Here is a 21,078-nt window from a genome sequence, read left to right as displayed (position 1 = left end):
CGGGTGGCCGGGGTCGCAGTGCCGGAAGTCATCGCGACCTCCGGTTCGTTCAGTTTTGGTTATTCAGCCGTCCCGGCCCCTCGCGGCGCATAAGCGCGCAGGAAAAAGTCGATGCTGGCGGTCACATGGGCAAGAGGGTCGCACTCCACCGGTGACAGTGGCATGCCGCACATCATATGCATGTGCACTTCGCCCTTGACCAGGGTCAGGAACTGCTCGCCAGCCAGCGAATAGTCGGTGATGTCCAGTTCGCCGCGCTCGGCGCGTGCGCGCAGGAAGTCAGCCAGGGCCTCGCAGGTGCGCTCCGGGCCTGCCTTCCAGAACAGCTCGCGCAGGCGTTCGTCGGTCTCCGGCGCCATCATCATGCGCTGGATCGAGATCGCCGCGTCGGAGGTGATCAGTTCGAAGAAGGCCAGTCCGATGCCGATCAGCTGGTCGCGCAGCGGGCCGTCCGCGTCGGCCACGAACAGGGCATCGGGCAGCATTTCAATGCACTTTGACTGCACGGCCTCGGAGAACAGGGTCTCCTTGTCGCCGAAGTGGCTGTACACAGTCAGCTTCGAGACGCCCGCCTGAGCAGCGATGGTGTCCATGCTCACGCCGGTATAGCCCTGTTCGATGAACAGTGCCTTGGCTGCTTCAAGGATCGCCGCGCGCTTGCCGAGGTCCTTGGGACGCCCGGGTCCGGCGGCCTTGGCAGCGGGCTTGGCCGACGGCTTGCGGGAAGTGGGAGAACTCATCGCGACAATACTAGACCAAGCGGTTCGATATTTATACTATACCGGCCGGTTTATTAAATTGGGCCGGCAGTCGCGGCTCTCCCCTTAGTTGCAACCCTGCGTTTTCAGGACGTTGACCGATGAAGATCGTGCGCTGGATGGGCGGTATGGTGTGGGTGGCTGCGCTGGCAGCCTGTTCGGGACAGGAACAGGCGCCACAGGCGGCCGTGCCGGTACTGGTGGTTCACCCAGGCGAACAGGCCGGGCAGGCCCCGGCTGCGTTCCCGGGCACGGTACGTGCCCGGCAGGAAAGCCCGTTGTCGTTCCGTGTCGGTGGCAACCTGGTCAAGCGCCATGTCGATGCCGGGCAGCGGGTGAAGAAGGGCGACGTGCTGGCTGAGCTCGATGCAGCCGACTTCGCATTGCAGGCGCGCGCTTCGCAGGCGCAACTGGCCGCAGCTGAAGCCGATCTGGTGCGCGCCCGCGACGATCTCAAGCGCTACCAGGTGCTGGCCGACCAGCAACTGGTCAGCCGTTCGCAGCTGGACCAGCAGTCCGCCGCTTTCAAGGCGGCGCAGGGCCAGGCCAACGCCGCGCGCGCCAACCTCGATGTGCTGCGCAACCAGGCCGATTACGCGCAGCTGCGCGCACCGGCTGACGGCGTGATCGCCAGCCGCGAGGCCGAGGCCGGGCAGGTGGTGTCGGCCGGCCAGACCATCTTCAACCTGGCCGCCGACGGTGGCCGCGAAGTGCTGATCGACCTGCCCGAGGCCACCATCCGCGACTATGCGGTCGGCCAGCCGGTCGAGGTGGAGTTGTGGAACCGTCCGGGCCAGCGCCTGCCGGGCACGATCCGCGAGATCGCAGCCGCCGCCGATCCGCAGGCACGCACCTATGCCACCCGCGTCAGCCTGGCCGCCGATGCGCTTGCCGATGTCGAACTGGGCCAGAGCGCGCGCGTCTACAGCAGCGCCGGCCGCCACGGCACCCTGCAGCTGCCGCTCGGCGCGCTGCAGCGCGGTGCCAGCGGTGCCGCCAGCGTGTGGGTGGTCGATCCGGTCAACAGTACGCTGAAGGCTGCAGCGGTCACCACTGGGGCGTTTGGCAGCGAGACGGTACCGGTACTGTCAGGCGTGAACGCGGGTGACTGGGTGGTTGCTGCCGGCGGACACCTGCTGCGCGCCGGCCAGCCGGTGATCGCGGTGGATCGTCAGAACCGCCCGGTGCTGAAGCCGGCCACGCCGGCGGCTGCCGCCAAGGCCAAGGAGTAAGCCGGTGCGCCGCTTCAATCTTTCCGAGTGGGCGCTGTCCAACCGCCCGCTGGTGCTGTTCGCGATGCTGGCCTTCGCGCTGATCGGCGCGTGGTCGTACAAGCATCTGGGCCAATCCGAGGACCCGCCGTTCACCTTCAAGGCGATGGTGGTGCGCACGCTGTGGCCGGGCGCAACCGCTGAGCAGGTCTCGCGGCAGGTGACCGAGCCGCTCGAGAAGGCGTTGATGAACACCGGCGAGTACGAGTTCATCCGCTCGTACTCGCGGCCGGGCGAGTCGCAGATCATCTTCATGGCGCGCGACAGCCTGCGTTCCAAGCAGATCCCCGACCTCTGGTACCAGGTACGCAAGCGTGTGGGTGACATCCGGCCGACGCTGCCGCGAGAAATCGTCGGCCCGTTCTTCAATGACGAGTTCGGCGATACCTACGGCAACATCTATGCGTTGACCGGCAAGGGCTTCGACTACGCGGTGATGCGTGACTACGCCGACCGCATCCAGCTGGAACTGCAGCGCGTGCCCGACGTCGGCAAGATCGACTTGGTCGGCCTGCAGGACGAGAAGGTGTGGATCGAGCTGTCCAACACCCGTCTGGCGACGCTGGGCGTGTCGATGCAGCAGGTACAGCAGGCGCTGGCCGATCAGAATGCGATCACCGGCACCAGCTTCTTTGAAACCGCCACCGACCGCGTGCAGCTGCGCGTGACCGGCCAGTTCAACGATATTGAAGCGATCCGCCAGTTCCCGATCCGCGCCGGTGACCGCACCGTGCACCTGGGCGACATTGCCGAGGTCAAGCGCGGCTTCGCCGATCCGGCGTCGCCGAAGATGCGCTTCATGGGCGAAGAGGCGATCGGCCTGGCGGTGGCGATGAAGGATGGCGGTGACATCCTCAAGCTCGGCGCCAACCTCGATGCCGAGTTCGAACGCCTGCAGAAGACCCTGCCGGCCGGCATGCAGCTGCGCAAAGTGTCCGACCAGCCGCAGTCGGTGGAGGAGTCGGTCGGCGAGTTCGTGCAGGTGCTGACCGAAGCGGTGGTGATCGTGCTGCTGGTCAGCTTCTTCTCGCTGGGCCTGCGCACCGGCCTGGTGGTGGGCGTGACCATTCCGCTGGTGCTGGCGATGACCTTCTTCGTCATGCACTACTTCGACATCGGCCTGCACAAGATCTCGCTGGGTGCGCTTGTGCTGGCACTGGGCCTGCTGGTGGACGATGCGATCATCGCGGTGGAGATGATGGCCACCAAGATGGAGCAGGGGTACGACCGCCTGCGCGCGGCCAGTTTCGCCTGGGAGTCGACCGCGTTCCCGATGCTGACCGGTACGCTGATCACGGCGGCCGGCTTCCTGCCGATCGCTACAGCGGCATCGAGCACCGGTGAGTACACCCGCTCGCTGTTCCAGGTGGTGACCATCGCGCTCGTGGTGTCATGGATCGCGGCGGTGCTGTTCATCCCGTACCTGGGCGACAAGATGCTGCCGGACCTGTTCAATCCGCAGCCGCCGAAGCCGGGCAGCCTGTCCGCGCGCTGGCACGCCAAGCGCCAGCAGTGGGCCGACCGCTATCCGGCGCTGGCCAACCTGATCGCGCCGCCGCAGCACGGGCACGACCATGACCCGTACCAGCGCCCGTTCTATCGCAGCTTCCGTCGCTTCCTCGATGGCTGCCTGCGCCACCGCTGGTGGGTGATCGCGGCGACCATCGCCCTGTTCGTGTTCTCGCTGGTGATGTTCCGCTTCGTGCCGCAGCAGTTCTTCCCGGATTCGACCCGGCCGGAACTGATGGTGGACATCGAGCTGGCCGAGGGCGCGTCGCTGCGCTCGACCCAGGCCCAGGCCGAAAAGCTGGAAAAGCTGTTGTCCAGCCGCGAAGGCATCGCCAACTACGTGTCCTATGTGGGCACCGGCTCGCCGCGCTTCTACCTGCCGCTGGACCAGCAGCTGCCGGCCACCAACTTCGCCCAGTTCGTGGTGCTGGCCAAGGACATCAAATCGCGCGAAAGCACCCGTGACTGGCTGCTGCACGAGGTGATCCCGAAGTTCCCGGACGTGCAGATGCGCGTGACCCGCCTGGAGAACGGTCCGCCGGTCGGCTATCCGGTGCAGATGCGTATTTCCGGCGAGCACATCGAGAAGGTGCAGGCGATCGCGCGCCAGGTCGAAGCCAAGGTGCGCGAGAACCCGCACGTGATGAACGTCAACCTGGACTGGAGCGAGCCGAGCAAGGTAGTGCGGCTGGTGATCGACCAGGAGCGCGCCCGCGCGCTGGGCGTGAGCAGTGCCCAGGTCAGCCAGTTCCTGTCCAGTTCGCTGGCCGGGCAGTCGGTGAGCGTGTACCGCGAAGGCAACCGCCAGATCGAGATGCTGCTGCGCGGACCGGCCGATGAGCGCAACCAGCTGGAGCTGCTGTCCAGCCTGTCGATGCCGACCGCCAACGGCGGCAGCATCACGCTGTCGCAGGTGGCGACGATGGAGTATGGCTTCGAGGACGGCATCATCTGGCACCGCAACCGGTTGCCGACGGTGACCGTGCGTGCCGACATCAGTGATGGCATGCAGCCGCTGGACGTGGTGCATCAGATCCTGCCGACGCTGGATGGCATCCGTGCCGAGCTGCCGAACGGTTATCTGCTGGAAACCGGCGGTACCGTGGAGGATTCGGCCCGTGGCCAGAACTCGATCAAGGCCGGCATGCCGCTGTTCCTGGTGGTGGTGGCCACGCTGCTGATGCTGCAGCTGCGCAGCTTCTCGCGTGCGGCGATGGTGCTGGTGACCGCGCCGCTGGGCATCATCGGTGCGACGTTGTTCCTGCTGCTGTTCCGCGCGCCGTTCGGCTTCGTCGCACTGCTGGGCACGATCGCGCTGGCTGGCATGATCATGCGCAACTCGGTGATCTTGATCGACCAGATCCAGCAGGACATCGATGCCGGGCATGACCGCTGGCATTCGATCATCGATGCCACGGTGCGCCGTTTCCGCCCGATCGTGCTGACCGCGCTGGCCGCGGTGCTGGCGATGATTCCGCTGTCGCGCAGCGCGTTCTATGGCTCGATGGCGATCTCGATCATGGGCGGCCTGATCGTGGGCACCGTGCTGACCCTGGTGTTCCTGCCGGCGCTGTACGCGGCGTGGTTCCGGGTCAAGCCGGATGAATCCGGGGCGTGATGCCCCGGGTTCTGCGGCTTCGGCCCCTGGTGGTGCCAACCTTGGTTGGCACTGCGGAACGCATCCACGCAGGGCGCGGACTGATCTGCTCGCGGGATCTGCTTTCTGTAGAGCCGAGCCATGCTCGGCTGCTCTTCGCGCGATGATGGGATGAGTCGAGCATGGCTCGACTCTACAGAAGCATCCACGCATGGCGTGGATCTACTGCAGCCGGTCGTTGCCCTGGTAGGTGCCAACCTTGGTTGGCACTGCGGAACGCATCCACGCAGGGCGCGGACTGATCTGCTCGCGGGATCTGCTTTCTGTACAGCCGAGCCATGCTCGGCTGCTCTTCGCACGATGATGGAGTGAGTCGAGCATGGCTCGACTCTACAGAGGCATCCACGCATGGCGTGGATCTACTGCAGCCGGTCGTTGCCCTGGTAGGTGCCAACCTTGGTTGGCACTGTGGAACGCATCCACGCAGGGCGCGGACTGATCTGCTCGCGGGATCTGCTTTCTGTAGAGCCGAGCCATGCTCGGCTGATCCTCGCGCGATGATGGAGTGAGTCGAGCATGGCTCGACTCTACAGAGGCATCCACGCATGGCGTGGATCTACTGCAGCTGCAGGCCGATCCGCAGCACCGGCAGCAGCCATTCAATGAACACCTGCACGCGCAGCGCACGGTGTTGGCGATGCGGTTGCAACAGAGTCACCGGCAAGGGCTGCGCCACGTACTGCGGCATCACCTCCACCAATGCGCCTGATTGCAGTTCGGCCTGCACGTCGTAGCGCGGAATCTGCAGCAGCCCCAACCCCGCCACGCAGCACGCGATCGACGCCTCGGCGCTGTTCACCCGCACCCAGCCGGGCATCGGCAGCGTGCGCAGCTGGCCGCCGTCCTGCCACTCCCACGGTTCCACCCGCGCCGTGGTCGGCGACGCATAGTTCACTGCGCGGTGCTGCTGCAGGTCGGCGGGATGCTGTGGCACGCCGTGCCCGCGCAGGTAGGCCGGCGCGGCAACGTTGACGAAGTCGAGCTTGCCCAGTGTGCGCGCCACCAGGCTCGAGTCACCCAGCTGGCCGACCCGCAGCACGGCATCGCAGCCGTCTTCGATCAGGTTCACTGCGCGGTCGGTCATGCCCAGGTCCACTTCCACCTGCGGATAGTGCGCGAAGAACCCGGGCAGCGCCGGAGCGATGATGCGACGGCCGATGCGGCTGGGCACGTCGATCTTCAGCAGGCCCATCGGCTGCGCGTCGTCCTGGCGGAACAGCGTTTCGGCGTCCTCAACCTCGGCGATCAGGCGCAGGCAGCGGGCATGGAACACGTCGCCGTCGTGGGTAGTGGACACTCGTCGGGTCGAGCGCTGCAGCAGGCGGGTGCCGAGCCGCTGCTCCAGCTCCGCAATGGCTGCCGAGACGGTGGAGCGGGGCAGGCCGAGCTGGTCGGCGGCGCGGGTGAAGCTGGCGCACTCCACGACCCGGGTGAAGATGCGGAAGCGATCGATCCGGTCCATTGTTCGCTGGCTCTGGAAAGTTAAGTCAATGTGGCGGGCTTTATCCGCATTTTCTGCACGATATCGTCGTCAGGGCAGGGTTGCCACCCCGGGCAGCCCCCTTCCGAGACCGAGATCGAGGCCATGACCGACCATTCCCTCAAGGGCAAGACCGTACTGATCGCCGGTGGCGCCAAGAACCTGGGCGGACTGATCGCCCGCGACTTCGCCAGCCAAGGCGCCAAAGCCATCGTCATCCACTACAACAGCGCCGCCACCCAAGCTGATGCAGAGGCGACCGTCGCCGACGTGCAGGCCGCCGGCAGCAAGGCGGTGGCCTTGCAGGGCGACCTGACGTCGGCCGCAGCGATGGAGCGCTTGTTCGCCGATGCCGTGGCCGCAGTCGGCCGTCCCGACATCGCCATCAATACGGTCGGCAAGGTATTGAAGAAGCCGCTGCTGGACATCAGCGAAGCGGAGTACGACGAGATGAGCGCAGTCAACGCCAAGGCCGCGTTCTTCTTCCTCAAGGAGGCGGGACGTCACGTCAACGACGGCGGCCGGATCTGCACCCTGGTCACCTCGCTGCTGGGTGCGTTCACGCCGTTCTACTCCAGCTACGCCGGCACCAAGGCGCCGGTCGAGCATTTCACCCGTGCGGCGTCGAAGGAGTTCGGTGAGCGCGGCATCTCGGTGACGGCGATCGGGCCCGGCCCGATGGACACGCCGTTCTTCTATCCGGCCGAGAGTGCCGATGCGCAGGCGTATCACAAGACCGCGGCCGCGCTGTCGGCGTTCACCCGCACTGGCCTGACCGACATCGCCGACATCGTGCCGTGGATCCGCTTCCTGGTCACCGATGGCTGGTGGATGACCGGGCAGACCATCCTGGTCAATGGCGGTTACACCACCAAGTAACGTCGCGCGGGCTCGACGCTGCGGAAGGCATGCAGGCACAATCGTGCGCTGTTCCAGGGCCGGAGCGCCTGCCATGTTCTTCCGCACGACCTGCGCTCTGGCGCTGCTGCTGACTGCCTGCAGCGGGAGCGCCCGTGCGCAGACCGCAGAGACAGATGCAGTGCTGTTCCAGAATGATCTGCGCGAGGTGCTTGGATGCAGCGCAGGCCCGGACCTGCAGCAGCGCGTCGTCAGTCGCCTGCGCGCGGCACGCTACACAGCCATTGCCGAACGCCCTGCGGACCTGCGGGGCTGGCATTTCGAGGAGAAAGGGGCGGATGACGATCACCGGATGACTGTCATCACACTGCCACAGCCGATGACGGTCCACGGTATTGATGCGCGGCAGGTCGTTGCCGACCCCTTCGGTTTCTCGATTGCGCTCGACACCGTGCAGCGCGAGCGCGTCATCGCTGCCCATGGCCTGCGGCTGCAGTCGAGTACGCTGCGCGAGCCGTTCGCGCTCTGGTCTGCGCCCACAACCTCGGTCATCGTGCGCAGTGCGGGGGACGGCTATCGACTGGGGTGTTCACCCCAGGCAACGGGCAAGGACGCCGCGGCACGTCCGGCAATGGCTGTCCAGGACCTGCAGGAGGCCAGCGAGTGCCGCGCCGACGAGGCCACGATTCGCCGGCTGCAGGCGTTCTGGCAGGGCATTTGCGAGCGCTCGCAGCTGGAATGGCCACAGGAGGTACGATCAGTCAGCGAAGTGAGCTACACCGTGGGTGATGCCGAGCTGCCTCTGCTGGTGATTGGGTTGCAGTCGCCCATCCAGATGCATGGCGTGGCGACGCGTACGATCACGTTGGCCTTCGGTGGCTTCTTTGGTGCCGACCTCGGTGACGTTGCGGTGGCGCCCGTGCTTGCCCTGGCCGGCATGGGCACCTCGCACCAGGTAGGCAAAGCTACCTGGCAGCGCGCATTGCCGCCGATGGCGTTCAAGGGGGGCGACTGGATCCCGCAGCACATTGTCATGCGTACCGACGAAAATCACGTCATCGCCGGTTGCGCCAGCGACTACGTGCGCAGCCGTCCGCGCTGAGCGGATCGCATCACCGGCACAGGGCCGGGTGCCGAGCGTGTCCCGACACCCGCATGCATCACCCCAGCTTGGCCAGTACCGCGTCGGTGGCGGCCGCCGTGCTCACGGCGGAACCCCGGGCGGCCAGGTCTGCGGTGAACACGCCGTCGTCCAGCACCGCGTGCACCGCCGCTTCCACCGCTGCGGCTTCGTCCTCCAGCCCCAGCGAATGGCGCAGCAGCATCGCCGCGCTGAAGATCGTCGCGTAGGGGTTGGCGATGCCCTTGCCGGCGATGTCCGGCGCCGAACCGTGGATCGGTTCGTAGATGCCGACCGCACCGGGTTCGCCCAGCGAGGCCGAGGGCAGCAGGCCTAGTGAGCCGGCCAGCATCGAGGCCTCATCGGTGAGGATGTCGCCGAACATGTTCTCGGTCACGATCACGTCGTACTCGCGCGGCTTGGCCAGCAGGTGCATCGCCATCGAGTCGACCAGCTGGTGCTCCAGCGCCAAGTCCGGGAACTCTTCGCGACCGATGCGTGCAGCTACGTCACGCCACAGGCGCGAGGTTTCCAGCACGTTGGCCTTGTCCACCGAGGTGACCTTGCCGCGGCGCTGTTGCGCCAGGCGGAAGGCGCTGCGCAGCACGCGTTCGATCTCGGCCACGGTGTAGCGGCACAGGTCACTGGCGCTGTCGGCGTCGCGGGTCTTGTCGCCGAAGTAGATGCCACCGGTCAGTTCGCGTACGACCACGAAGTCCACGCCCTGCAGCAGCTCGGCCTTGATCGGCGACGCGTGCAGCGCGGCCTCATGGGTACGCACCGGACGCAGGTTCGCATACAGGCCCAGCGCCTTGCGGATCGCCAGCAGGCCCTGTTCCGGGCGCACCTTGGCGTTCGGGTCGGACCACTTCGGGCCGCCAACCGCGCCCAGCAGTACGGCGTTGGCAGCCTGGCAGGCAGCCAGGGTGGAGGCGGGCAGCGGCTCGCCATGGCGGTCGATGGCGATGCCGCCGATGTCGTGCTCGCTGAAGGTAAAGGTGTGGTTGAAGCGTTCGGCGACGACCTTCAGGACGGCGACTGCGGCGGCGGCGACTTCCGGGCCGATGCCATCACCGGGCAGGACAACGATTTCAGCGTGCATGCTCACTCTCGTAACGTTCGATTTCAGGGACACGGCCCAACAGATACCCCAACTGGTCGACGCCTTCCAGCAGGCAGGTCTGCGAGAAGCCATCCAGCGGGAAGGAATAGACGCGGCCGTCAGGCGTGCGCAGCTCGCGCGCGGCCACGTCGATGGTCAGCTCGTCGTCCGGGCGCTGCATCAGCGCCTGCACGTCGGCTTCGTCCAGAACGATCGGCAGCAGGCCGTTCTTCAGCGAGTTGCCGCGGAAGATATCGGCGATCTCGCTGCTGACGATGGCACGCAGGCCAAGGTCGGTCAGGGCCCACGGTGCATGCTCGCGCGATGAGCCGCAGCCGAAGTTGCGGCCCGCCAGCAGGATGCTGCGGCCGGCGTTGTGCGGCTGGTTGAAGGCGAAGTCGGCCACCGGCGAACCGTCGGCCTGCCAGCGCCAGTCATTGAAGGCGTTGCGGCCCAGGCCAGCGCGTTCGGTGGTGGACAGGAACCGCGCCGGAATGATCTGGTCGGTGTCGATGTTGGTCTGCGCCAGCACCACGCTGGACGAGGTCAGGGTACGGAAACCGGCCATCACGCCACCTCCTGTGCGAACAGCTCGCGGGTATCGGCGACATGCCCGTTCACTGCAGCCCACGCGGCGCTCATCGGCGAGGCCAGCAGCGTGCGCGAGCCGGGACCTTGGCGGCCTTCGAAGTTGCGGTTGCTGGTGCTCACGGCCAGCTGGCCAGGTGCAACCAGATCGCCGTTCATGGCAATGCACATCGAGCAGCCCGGCTCGCGCCATTCCGCTCCGGCCGCACGCACGATCTCATGGATGCCCTCGGCCTCGGCCTCGCGCTTGACGATCTCCGAGCCCGGCACCACCAGCATGCGAACCCGGTCAGCGACGCGACGACCGCGCAGTACCTGCGCCACTTCGCGCATGTCGCTCAGCCGACCGTTGGTGCACGAACCGACGAACACCACATCCACCGGCGTTCCGGCCAGCGCCTTGCCGGCCTGGAAATGCATGTAGTCCAGGCCCTTCTGTGCGGCGGCATCGTTGGCCGCCGGAATCGGCGCATCCACCGCGATAGCCGTGCCCGGATGGGTACCCCAGGTCAGGGTCGGGTGGATGTCGGCGGCGTCGATGTGCACTTCGCTGTCGAAACGCGCGCCCTCATCGCTGCGCAGCTGCTGCCAGCGCGCCACGGCGGCGTCGAAATCGGCGCCCTTCGGCCCGCGCGGCGTAGCGGCGACGAAGTCGAAGGTGACCTGGTCCGGCGCCACCATGCCGGCACGCGCACCCGCTTCGATCGACATGTTGCACAGGGTCATGCGCTGTTCCATGTCCATCGCTTCGATGGTGCTGCCACGGAATTCGATCACGTGGCCGGTGCCGCCGTTGACGCCGATCACGCCGATGATGTGCAGGACCACATCCTTGGCGCCGACGCCCGGTGCCAGCGCGCCGTCAACGGTGATCGCGAACGTCTTCGCCTTGCGCTGCAGCAGGCACTGCGTGGCCAGCACGTGGCCGACTTCACTGGTGCCGATGCCGAAGGCCAGTGAACCGAAGGCACCATGGGTGGAGGTGTGGCTGTCGCCGCAGACGATGGTCATGCCGGGCTGGGTGAAGCCTTGTTCCGGCGCGATCACGTGGACGATGCCGCGGTTGTCCGAGGCCATGTCGAACAGTTCGATGCCGTGCTCGGCGCAGTTGCGTGCCAGCGTGGCGACCTGCGCTTCGGAGGCGGCGCTGGCGTAAGGCAGCGTGCCGTCGGCGGCGGCCGGCAGGGTCGGCGTGGAGTGGTCCATTGTCGCCTTGGTGCGGTCCGGGCGGCGCGGCGACAGGCCGCGCTCGCGCAGTTCGGTGAACGCCTGCGGCGAGGTCACCTCGTGGATCAGGTGCAGGTCGATGTACAGCACGGCGGGGGCGCTGTCGGATTCGGGAACCACCACGTGGGCGTCCCACAGTTTGTCGTACAGGGTGCGGGGTGCGGAAGTCATGCGTATGCCTGGCAGAAGTACGAAATAGCGAACATCAATAAAGAAAGCGGAACGGTCAAGTCAGCGACGGCGGGCGAGCACGCGCAGTCGCACGTAGTCGGCCAGTGGCTGGCCGGCGGCATTGCGCGGCAGCTCGGCCAGCAGCGCGCTGGCGGCTTCGCGCACGGTGGCGCGTGCCTCGGCCGGCAGGTCGTCCAGCAGCGGTGCGGCGAATACCCGCAGCCAGCCGGCCACGCCGGTCGGCAGCGCGGTTGGGCGCGGCGTGCACTCGATCAGCTGCACGTGGAAGCCATGCTGGCGCAGGCGGTCAGCATAGGCATCGGCCGTCGGGAAGTACCACTGGAAGGCGCTGGCGCCGTGGCCATGGGCCACGCGTGCAGCCTGTACCGCCGCGATGATCGTGGCCACGTTGCCGTGGCCGCCGAACTCGGCGACGAAGCGGCCACCGGGGCGCAGCGCGCGGCGCACGCCTTCCAGCACGCGGTCCGGGGTGCCCATCCAATGCAGTGCCGCGTTGCTGAACACCGCATCGAACTCGCTGTCGAAGGCCAGTGCGTGGCCGTCCATCACCTGGGCATCGACACCGCGCGCGCGGGCGGCGATCACCAGCTCCGGCGAGGCATCCACGCCGTGGATGCGCGCACCGCTCAGGGCCAGTTCGGTGCTGAGTACGCCATCGCCACAGCCCAGATCGAGGATGCGTTCACCGACGCGCGGGTCGAGCAGGCGCGCTACCGCGCCGCCGAGCAAGGGCACGAAGCCGGCATCGATCGCATAGTCCTGGGCGTTCCACTGCTGGCCAGCGGCGCTGGCCGGGCTGGGTGTGTCGAAGGCGCTCATGGCAGGTTCCTCAGGCGGTGGCAGGGGTGGGAACGTCGGTGCTGCTGTGGGCGGTAGCCTGGCGCTGGCGCAGCAGGCGGTTGGCAACATCCAGCCAGGCCAGTGCGGAGGCTTCGATGATGTCCTTGCTGGTGCCGGTGCCGTCGTACTCCACGCCTTCATGGCGCACGCTCAGGTTGGCTTCGCCGCGCGCATCGGCACCGATGCCGACGCTGTGCACGTGATAGCTGTCCAGCATCAGCTGCACGCCGGTGGCGGCCGACAGCGCGCCGAACAGCGCATCGACCGGGCCATCACCCTGCGCGGTCTCGGCCACGCGATTGCCGTCCGGGTCGGACAGTTCGACCAGCGCATTGGCGCGACTGCCCACATCGCTGATGGTCATCGAGGCCAGTCGATAACCCTGTGCATTGGAGCCGCCCTGCATCAGCGTCTGCAGGTCGGCATCGGTGACCACGCGCTGCTGTTCGCACAGGCCCTTGAACTGCTCGAACACCAGCTTCAGTTCGTCTTCGTCCAGCCAGAAGCCCAGTGCACGCAGGCGTGCTTCGACGGCAGCGCGGCCACTGTGGCGGCCCAGCACCATCTGCGAGTCTTCCCAGCCCACGTCTTCCGGACGCATGATCTCGTAGGTGCCACGGTGGCGCAGCATGCCGTGCTGGTGGATGCCCGATTCGTGGGCGAACGCATTGGCGCCGACGATGGCCTTGTTGCGCTGTACCGGCATGCCGACCAGGCGCTGCAGCAGCTGCGAGGTACCGACGATGCGCGGGGTGTTGATCGAACTGTCCTGCTCGTAGAAGGCCTGGCGCACCTTCAGCACCATCGCGATCTCTTCCAGCGAACAGTTGCCGGCGCGCTCGCCGATGCCGTTGACGGTGCACTCGACCTGGCGCGCGCCGCCTTCGATGGCGGCCAGCGAATTGGCCACGGCCAGGCCCAGGTCGTTGTGGCAGTGCGCGCTGAAGATCACATTGGCGGCGTTCGGAACGTCGGCGACGCCGGCGATGACCTGCTGGAACATCGCGCGGATTTCTTCCGGCGTGGTGAAGCCGACGGTGTCGGGCAGGTTGATGGTGGTGGCGCCGGCGGCAATGGCCACGCGCGAGACTTCGATCAGGTAGTCCAGCTCGGTGCGGGTGGCATCCTCGGCCGAGAATTCGACATCGTCGATGTACGAGCGCGCCAGCGATACATGCTTGCGTACCGATTCCAGCACCTGCTCGCGGGTCATCCGCAGCTTGTGCTCACGGTGCAGCGGGCTGGTGGACAGGAACACGTGCAGGCGCGGGTTGGCGGCCGCTTCCAACGCACGTGCCGAGGTTTCGATATCGGCCTGCAGGCAGCGCGACAGCACCGCCAGGCTCAGGCTCGGGCGGCGCAATTCGCGGCCGATCAGTGCCATCGCCTCGCGGTCGGACTGCGAGCTGGCCGGGAAGCCGGTCTCGATGATGTCCACGCCCAGTTCGTCCAGCGCACGCGCCATCACCAGCTTCTGCGGCGGGCTCATGCTGCAGCCGGGGGACTGCTCGCCGTCACGCAGGGTGGTGTCGAAGATGCGGATGCGCGGGGTGGTAATTCGTTCGATGGTGGTCACAGGGAAATCTCCTCGACAGCGGGTGCGACGGCTTGCAGGGGGGAAGGGGAAGATGTTGGGGAAGCGGTGGCGCTGGCCTTGGCGGGCGAGCGCGGTGTTTCGCTGCGCCGTCGCCGCGGTTTGCGCGGCGGGCGCGGACGGATGTCGGTGAGCAGGCCGGCCAGGACACCGGCATCGATATTCCCGCCGGACACCACCGCGCACTTGCGGCGGCCGGCAACGCGGCGGCCTGCCGCCAGCGCCAACGCACCGGCGCCCTCGGCGATGATGTGTTCTTCCAGAGCCAGCCGCACCAGGGTTTCGCGCAGCTCGGCTTCGCGCACGATCACCACGTCGTCCAGCAGCGAGGTGCACAGGCGGCGGGTCAGGAAGCCGGGAATCTTCACCCGCACGCCGTCGGCCAGCGAGGCAACGGGAGCGATCTCGCGTACGTCACCGCGGATCGCACGTGCCATCGAATCAACGCCTTCCACCTGCGCGCCGACCACGCGCACGCCCTGTGATTTCAGTGCCAGTGCAACGCCGGAGGCCAGGCCACCGCCGCCGATCGGCACGATCACCACGTCCGGCGCGTGCGCGGCCAGCTCGATGCCGACCGTGCCCTGGCCGGCAATCACATCGGCATCGTCGAACGCGGACAGGAAACGGTAGCCGTGGCGCTGCGCCAGTTCGACCGCGAAGGCGTAGGCCTCATCGTAACTGTTGCCATGCTGGCGCACGGTGGCGCCCCAGTGAGCGACGCCGGCGATCTTGGTGGCCGGTGCGCCGTGCGGCATCACGGTGATGGCCGGCACATCCAGGCGATAGGCTGCCCACGCCACGCCCTGAGCATGGTTGCCGGCCGAGGCGCAGATCACCGGCCGGGTGTCACCGCGCTCGCGACCGGCCAGCAGCGCATTCAATGCGCCGCGTACCTTGTAGGAACCGGTGCGCTGCAGGTTTTCCAGCTTCAGCCAGGTACCGAAGCGTTCGGCATGGTGCAGTGGGGTGGGCGGCAGGAAGCGGCGCAGGCGGGCCTGCGCTGCCAGAACGTCGGCGACGCTTACGTCGCCGACATCGCTTTCCTGGCTGGCGTCAGCGGCCGGCATGGGCCACCAGCGCGGTGCGGAAGACCGCCGCATGCGGGCACGGGCGACGAAGAAGACGCCTCCGTACCGGCACCGTGGTCGCTACGGTACGGGTGTTCATGGGGCTACTCCTTCCACGGCCGTGACCTGCACGGACACGCAGTCGTAGATCTTCTCGATCTGCCGGCACAGCGTTTCCGCCGGGCGCTGGCCGTCCACCACCAGCTGCAGGTGCCAGCGGCCATCGTCGGCGGCCACCGGTGCGCCGCTGATCGCACGCGGCGCAAAGCCACGGCGTTCGGCCATGCCGATCACGCGCAGCAGCGCGCCTTCGGCCGGGTGCAGCACCAGGTCAAGCCGGTATTGCATTGGGGGTCTCCTGGCGGGCATGGGCGGGGTTGCTTTCCAGCATCGTGCTGTTGGCGGTGTTCGGCGGCACCAGCGGCCACACGTTGGCGCGTGCATCGATGGCCACGTGCAGCAGTGCCGGGCCCGGTTCGGCCAGCAGCGCGGCCAGGCCGCCTTCCACGTCGTCGCGGTTGTCGATGCGGGTGGCGGCGATGCCGAACACCTGCGCCAGTGCCACGAAGTCCGGGTTGTCGGACAGGTCGATCTCGCTGTAACGCTCGGCGAAGAACAGTTCCTGCCACTGCCGCACCATGCCCAGCGAACTGTTGTCCAGCAGCACGATCTTCACCGGCAGGCGGCAGCGGGCGATGGTCGCCAGCTCCTGCACGTTCATCATGAAGCTGCCGTCGCCGGACACCAGCACCACGGTGCGATCGGGGCAGGCAAACTGTGCACCCATCGCGGCGGGCAGACCGAAGCCCATGGTGCCCAGCGCGCCACTGGTCAGGTGGTTGCGGGGGTGGTTGAAGCGGCAGTGCTGGGCCACCCACATCTGGTGCTGGCCGACATCGCAGGCGATCACCGCATCGGCCGGGGCCAGCTCGCTCAGGCGCTTCAGCAGCGCCGGGGCGTAGATGTGCTGGCCCGGTGCGTCGTAGCGTGCGGCGAAGCGATCGCGATGCTGTGCACAGCGCTTGCGCCATGCGTCCTGGTGGGCCCCGGGGGAGGGGAAGGCCGCACGCAGGGCGCGGATGGCGTGACCGACATTGCCAGGCACGGCGACGTCGGCACTGCGCAGCTTGGAGATCTCGTAGGCGTCCGCATCGATGTGGACGACGCGGGCGAATGGCGCGAACTCGGCCAGCTTGCCGGTGGCGCGGTCATCGAAACGCGCACCCAGCACCAGCAGCAGGTCGCTTTCCTGCACCGCCATGTTGGCTGCGCGGGTGCCGTGCATGCCCAGCATGCCCAGCGACTGCGGATGACTGGCCGGCAGTGCACCCAGCCCGCGCAGTGTCATCACGGTGGGGATGGCGCTGGCCTCGACGAAGTCGCGCAGGTCCTGCACGGCATCACCCAGCGCGATGCCACCACCGGCGTAGACCACCGGCTTCTCGGCCGCCGCCAGTGCGGCGATGGCCTCGGCGATGGCGGCCTCGGCTGGCGCCGGCGGCGGTTCGACACTGCTGGGCACATGCACCGGCAGATGGCTGGCATCGGCCAGCTGCACGTCCTTGGGCAGGTCGATCAGCACCGGGCCGGGACGGCCCTCGCGGGCGATGCGGAACGCATCGGCCACCACGCGCGGCAGGTCATCGACGCTGCGCACCAGCCAGCTGTGCTTGACGATCGGCATCGTCAGGCCGAATACATCCAGCTCCTGGAAGGCGTCGGTGCCCAGCAGCGGCGTGCCGACCTGGCCGGTGATGCAGACCATCGGTACCGAATCCAGCATCGCATCGGCAATGCCGGTGACCAGGTTCGAGGCGCCCGGGCCGGACGTGGCCACGCAGACGCCCACCTGGTTGCTGGCGCGGGCGAAACCATTGGCGGCCAGCGCCGCGCCCTGCTCATGGCGTACCAGGATGTGCTTCAGCGACGAATCCACCAGCGCGTCGTAGAACGGCATGATGGTGCCACCGGGATAGCCGAACAGCGTACGGACGCCTTCGGCTTCCAGCGCCTGGGTCAGCCAGCGCGCGCCGTTGGGCGGCGCGCTGCGATGTGTCGAAGAGTTCATGGGGGAACCTTGCAAAGCGGGTGGGGGAGGCCGCGTGGTTACGCGGCCTGTCCTTGCAACCAGACCATCTTGGCGCGCAGTTCCTTGCCCACCTTTTCGATCGGGTGCTCCAGGTCGGCCTGCTTGAACCTGTTGTAGTTCGGCAGGCCCGCTTCGTACTCGGCCACCCAGTTCTTGGTGAAGGTGCCGTCCTGGATGTCCTTCAGCACCTCCTTCATGCGTTCCTTGGTGCCGGCGTCGATCACGCGCGGGCCGCTGACGTAGTCGCCGTACTGCGCGGTCTCGGAGATGAACTCCAACATGCGCGAAATACCGCCTTCATAGAACAGGTCCACGATCAGCTTCAGTTCGTGCAGTACTTCGTAATAGGCGATCTCCGGCTGGTAGCCGGCTTCGACCAGGGTCTCGAATCCGGCCTGCACCAGCGCCGAGGCACCGCCGCACAGCACCGCCTGCTCGCCGAACAGATCGGTCTCGGTCTCTTCCTTGAAGGTGGTCTGGATCAGGTTGGCGCGGGCGCCGCCGAGGCCGGCCGCATAGGCCAGGGCGTACTCGGCCGCCTTGCCGCTCTTGTCCTGGTATACCGCCCAGATGCACGGCACGCCACGGCCGATTTCATACTCGCGACGCACCAGCGCGCCGGGGCCCTTGGGTGCGACCAGCACGACATCGAGGTCCTCGCGCGGCTTGATCATGTCGAAGTGCACGTTCAGGCCGTGCGCGAACAACAGCACCGCACCCTGTTTCATGTTCGCAGCCAGCACGTCGTCGTAGAGCTTCTTCTGCACCATGTCCGGCGTCAGCACGGCAACCAGGTCCGCATCCTTCACCGCATCGGCAGGTGCTTTCACGGTGAAGCCATCAGCCTGTGCCTTGACCTCGGTCGGGCCACCCGGACGCAGGCCTACCACCACGTCGAAGCCGGATTCGCGCAGGTTCAGTGCGTGGGCGCGGCCCTGGCTGCCGTAGCCGATGACGGCGATCTTGGTCTGGGGCAGGTCGTTGGTGCTCATGGGGGAGGTTCCTTGCGGTGGGAAGAAAAAAGAACGGCCGGTCGTCGAGGTGACGTGCCGGCCGGTCAGGGGAAAGCGGTGGGGGAGGCGCCATGCGTCGCACAGGCACAGCCACTACGAGGTGTCGTGGTGGTGCTGGTCCAGGTTTTGAAGTTGGCGGTGTTCATGGTGGTTGCGTCTGAAACCAGGTCCTGAAATGAAAAAACCCGCACCTGGGCGGGTGCGGGTTTTGATGAGTTCCGGTGTGTTTGTTGCTTACACGCTGGCTCGTCCCGCACCTGTTGGTTGGGTAATAAGTACGAGCACAAGAATCGAACGCAGCGAGGCGGCGCCGGTGTCGGCGGCTTCGATGTGGGTTCGCGGTGGCGTGTTGTGATGCAACATGTGATCGAGAGAAACACAGCCGTTTCGGCGATGTCAACCCTCGCGACGGATTTTTTATCGGTTTCCAGTGCGTCCAGCGCAATCGCTTGCGGCACAAGGATGGTTGCCGCTGAAAGTGTTTCGGTGAACCCGAATTCACTCCTTTCAGAGCCGTTTTTGCGCGGAATCCGGCGGATTTTTGCCCTCAGGATCAACGTCCATGACCTCTGCCCGATACCGCGTGAAGGCCGTAGCGGCGAAGATCGGGGAACCACCCTTCCATCGGAACCCGACCGTGTCCCGACGCCTTGCCCGTTCCCTGCTCGCCGCCGCCGTGCTGGCTGCCGTGCCCGCGCTGTCCTTTGCCGCCGACCGCATTACCGGCCACACCTTCGCCACCCGTTCGGAGGTGATCGCCCCCCATGCGATGGCCGCCACCTCGCAGCCGCTGGCCACCCAGATCGCGCTGGACGTGATGAAGGGCGGTGGCTCGGCGGTGGATGCCGCCATCGCGGCCAACGCAGCGCTGGGCCTGATGGAGCCCACCGGCAACGGCATCGGCGGCGACCTGTTCGCCATCGTCTGGGACCCGAAGACGCAGAAGCTCTATGGCTACAACGGCTCGGGGCGCTCGCCGAAGTCGCTCACCCTGGCCGAGTTCCAGCGCCGTGGCCTGAAGGACATCCCGGCCACCGGCCCGCTGCCGGTGTCGGTACCTGGCGCGGTCGACGGCTGGTTCGCACTGCACGATCGCTTCGGTCGCAAGCCGATGGCCGACAACCTGGCGCCGGCCATCCGCTACGCCCGCGAGGGCCACCCGGTGGCTGAAGTGATCGCCTACTACTGGGACCGCTCGGTACCCAAGCTGTCGCAGTACCCGGGCTTCAAGGAGCAGTTCACGATCAACGGCCACGCCCCGCGCAAGGGCGAGATGTGGAAGAACCCGAATCTGGCCAGCACGCTGCAGAAGATCGCCGATGGCGGACGCGACGCCTTCTACAAGGGTGACATCGCCCGCACCATCGGCGACTACTTCAAGGCCAACGGTGGCTACCTGAGCTATCAGGACATGGCCGATCACCATGGCGAATGGGTCGAACCGGTCAGCAGCAACTACCGTGGCTACGACGTGTGGGAACTGCCGCCGAACAGCCAGGGCATTGCCGCGCTGCAGATCCTCAACGTGCTGGAAGGCTACGACTTCTCGAAGATCCCGTTTGGTTCACCGGAGCATGTGCACCTGTTCGTTGAAGCGAAGAAGCTGGCCTTCGCCGACCGTGCACGCTTCTACGCCGACATGGCGTTCCAGCCGGCACCGGTGCAGAAGCTGATCTCCAAGGAATACGCCGCGCAGCGCCGCGCGCTGATCTCGATGGAAAAGGCGTTGAAGGAAGTGCAGCCGGGCACGCCGAAGCAGCTGGAGGAGGGCGACACGATCTACATGACCGTGGCCGACGCCGACGGCATGATGGTCTCGCTGATCCAGTCCAACTACCGTGGCATGGGCAGCGGCATGGCACCGCCCGGTCTGGGTTTCATCCTGCAGGACCGCGGCGAGATGTTCGTGCTGCAGAAGAACCATCCCAACGGCTACGCGCCGGGCAAGCGCCCCTTCCAGACCATCATTCCGGCCTTCATCACCAAGGGCGGCAAGCCGTATGCCAGCTTCGGCGTGATGGGCGGCGCGATGCAGCCGCAGGGCCACGCGCAGATCGTGATGAACCTGGTGGACTTCGGCATGAACCTGCAGGAAGCCGGTGATGCACCGCGCATCCAGCATGAAGGCTCGACCGAACCGACCGGGCAGGCCACGGCGATGACCGACGGTGGTGAAGTGAATCTGGAAACCGGCTTCCCGTATGAAACGGTGCGTGCGCTGATGCGCAAGGGGCATCGCATCGTGTTCGCCGACGGTCCGTATGGCGGGTACCAGGCGATCATGCGCGATCCCGAGACCGGGGTTTACTACGGCGCTTCGGAGAGCCGCAAGGATGGTCAGGCGGCGGGGTACTGAGGTTTCCCGGCCACCGGGCTGAGCCCCCTCTGCGGTGGGTTCAGAAGCGGAATAGCTTGTTGGGCCGGGTGGGTAGGCTGTTCGGGGGACGCCGCAAGTACGTCCTTGTAGGCTTGGCAGCCGCTTGCTCGTGTGCGCTGTCCTGCGCACACGGCAAGACCGGGGTTGGGCGTCCTGCCCAACCCGCCCGAGGCATGCCTCGGGCCCATGCGGCTGACACCCCCGCCCAGCCCACCCACCCGGCCTCTGACAGTTTTCTGAGGCCGCCACCGCAGGAAGAAAAAAGAAGATCAAAAGCAACAGCAACAGCCGCGTGCTGATGGTTGGGGTCGGATCCGTTTTCCGCAGGAAAAC

The 21,078-nt window shown here is 66.8% G+C and carries 16 protein-coding genes; 5 read left to right on the top strand and 11 right to left on the bottom strand.

Annotated elements, in window-relative coordinates; translation table 11 throughout:
• Positions 1-59: 59 nt before the first annotated feature.
• Positions 60-740, bottom strand: a complete 681-nt coding sequence (locus tag HLA98_RS18205; protein ID WP_043400176.1) for a TetR/AcrR family transcriptional regulator — start codon at positions 738-740, stop codon at positions 60-62.
• 119 nt (positions 741-859) lie between these two features.
• On the opposite strand from HLA98_RS18205, the gene HLA98_RS18200 reads away from it, so the two are divergent.
• Together HLA98_RS18200 and HLA98_RS18195 are read left to right on the top strand one after the other, a co-directional pair.
• Positions 860-1,990, top strand: a complete 1,131-nt coding sequence (locus HLA98_RS18200; protein ID WP_057500344.1) for an efflux RND transporter periplasmic adaptor subunit — start codon at positions 860-862, stop codon at positions 1,988-1,990.
• A 4-nt stretch (positions 1,991-1,994) separates the two neighbouring features.
• Complete coding sequence (locus HLA98_RS18195) at positions 1,995-5,156, top strand: efflux RND transporter permease subunit (RefSeq protein ID WP_057500345.1); 3,162 nt, start codon at positions 1,995-1,997, stop codon at positions 5,154-5,156.
• A 595-nt stretch (positions 5,157-5,751) separates the two neighbouring features.
• Here the strand turns inward: HLA98_RS18195 and HLA98_RS18190 are convergent.
• Positions 5,752-6,657 (bottom strand): LysR family transcriptional regulator, encoded by a 906-nt coding sequence (locus tag HLA98_RS18190; RefSeq protein WP_057500346.1) that lies wholly within the window; start codon positions 6,655-6,657, stop codon positions 5,752-5,754.
• Positions 6,658-6,780: 123 nt separating this feature from the next.
• On the opposite strand from HLA98_RS18190, the gene HLA98_RS18185 reads away from it, so the two are divergent.
• Together HLA98_RS18185 and HLA98_RS18180 are read left to right on the top strand one after the other, a co-directional pair.
• Positions 6,781-7,554, top strand: a complete 774-nt coding sequence (locus HLA98_RS18185; protein ID WP_057500347.1) for an SDR family oxidoreductase — start codon at positions 6,781-6,783, stop codon at positions 7,552-7,554.
• 73 nt (positions 7,555-7,627) lie between these two features.
• Positions 7,628-8,635, top strand: coding sequence for a hypothetical protein (locus tag HLA98_RS18180; RefSeq protein WP_057500348.1), 1,008 nt, complete (start codon positions 7,628-7,630; stop codon positions 8,633-8,635).
• A 58-nt stretch (positions 8,636-8,693) separates the two neighbouring features.
• On the opposite strand, the gene leuB is transcribed toward HLA98_RS18180, so the two are convergent.
• The 9 genes from leuB to ilvC all read right to left on the bottom strand — a co-directional run bounded on the left by leuB (position 8,694) and on the right by ilvC (position 18,347).
• Positions 8,694-9,755: a 3-isopropylmalate dehydrogenase gene (gene leuB / locus HLA98_RS18175; protein ID WP_057500349.1), complete on the bottom strand. Its 1,062-nt coding sequence runs from the start codon at positions 9,753-9,755 to the stop codon at positions 8,694-8,696.
• Positions 9,745-10,323, bottom strand: a complete 579-nt coding sequence (gene leuD / locus HLA98_RS18170) for a 3-isopropylmalate dehydratase small subunit (RefSeq protein ID WP_006390726.1) — start codon at positions 10,321-10,323, stop codon at positions 9,745-9,747. The genes leuB and leuD overlap by 11 nt, the downstream gene beginning before the upstream one ends.
• A complete protein-coding gene (leuC, locus tag HLA98_RS18165) occupies positions 10,323-11,741 on the bottom strand; it encodes a 3-isopropylmalate dehydratase large subunit (protein ID WP_057500350.1) in 1,419 nt (472 codons plus the stop codon). Before leuC ends, leuD begins: the two co-directional genes overlap by 1 nt.
• A gap of 60 nt (positions 11,742-11,801) precedes the next feature.
• The gene (locus tag HLA98_RS18160) at positions 11,802-12,581 is read right to left on the bottom strand and encodes a class I SAM-dependent methyltransferase (protein ID WP_057500351.1); all 780 of its coding nucleotides are present in this window, start codon (positions 12,579-12,581) and stop codon (positions 11,802-11,804) included.
• Positions 12,582-12,591: 10 nt separating this feature from the next.
• Positions 12,592-14,178: a 2-isopropylmalate synthase gene (locus HLA98_RS18155; protein WP_049445552.1), complete on the bottom strand. Its 1,587-nt coding sequence runs from the start codon at positions 14,176-14,178 to the stop codon at positions 12,592-12,594.
• Entirely contained in the window at positions 14,175-15,266 is a 1,092-nt protein-coding gene (locus tag HLA98_RS18150) for a threonine dehydratase (protein WP_057500352.1), read from the bottom strand. Before HLA98_RS18150 ends, HLA98_RS18155 begins: the two co-directional genes overlap by 4 nt.
• Before the next feature lie 96 nt (positions 15,267-15,362).
• Positions 15,363-15,614 (bottom strand): ACT domain-containing protein, encoded by a 252-nt coding sequence (locus HLA98_RS18145; RefSeq protein WP_049445555.1) that lies wholly within the window; start codon positions 15,612-15,614, stop codon positions 15,363-15,365.
• The gene (gene ilvG / locus HLA98_RS18140) at positions 15,598-17,334 is read right to left on the bottom strand and encodes an acetolactate synthase 2 catalytic subunit (protein ID WP_057500353.1); all 1,737 of its coding nucleotides are present in this window, start codon (positions 17,332-17,334) and stop codon (positions 15,598-15,600) included. Before ilvG ends, HLA98_RS18145 begins: the two co-directional genes overlap by 17 nt.
• Positions 17,335-17,372: 38 nt before the next feature.
• Complete coding sequence (gene ilvC / locus HLA98_RS18135) at positions 17,373-18,347, bottom strand: ketol-acid reductoisomerase (RefSeq protein WP_057500354.1); 975 nt, start codon at positions 18,345-18,347, stop codon at positions 17,373-17,375.
• A gap of 583 nt (positions 18,348-18,930) precedes the next feature.
• On the opposite strand from ilvC, the gene ggt reads away from it, so the two are divergent.
• On the top strand, positions 18,931-20,724 hold the full coding sequence (ggt, locus tag HLA98_RS18130) for a gamma-glutamyltransferase (protein ID WP_212757644.1): 1,794 nt from the start codon (positions 18,931-18,933) through the stop codon (positions 20,722-20,724).
• Positions 20,725-21,078 lie beyond the last annotated feature (354 nt).

Origin of the sequence: Stenotrophomonas africana (assembly GCF_013004645.1) — a bacterium.
Taxonomy (GTDB): Bacteria; Pseudomonadota; Gammaproteobacteria; order Xanthomonadales; family Xanthomonadaceae; genus Stenotrophomonas; species Stenotrophomonas africana.
This window is presented reverse-complemented; position numbering and strand designations above follow the sequence as displayed.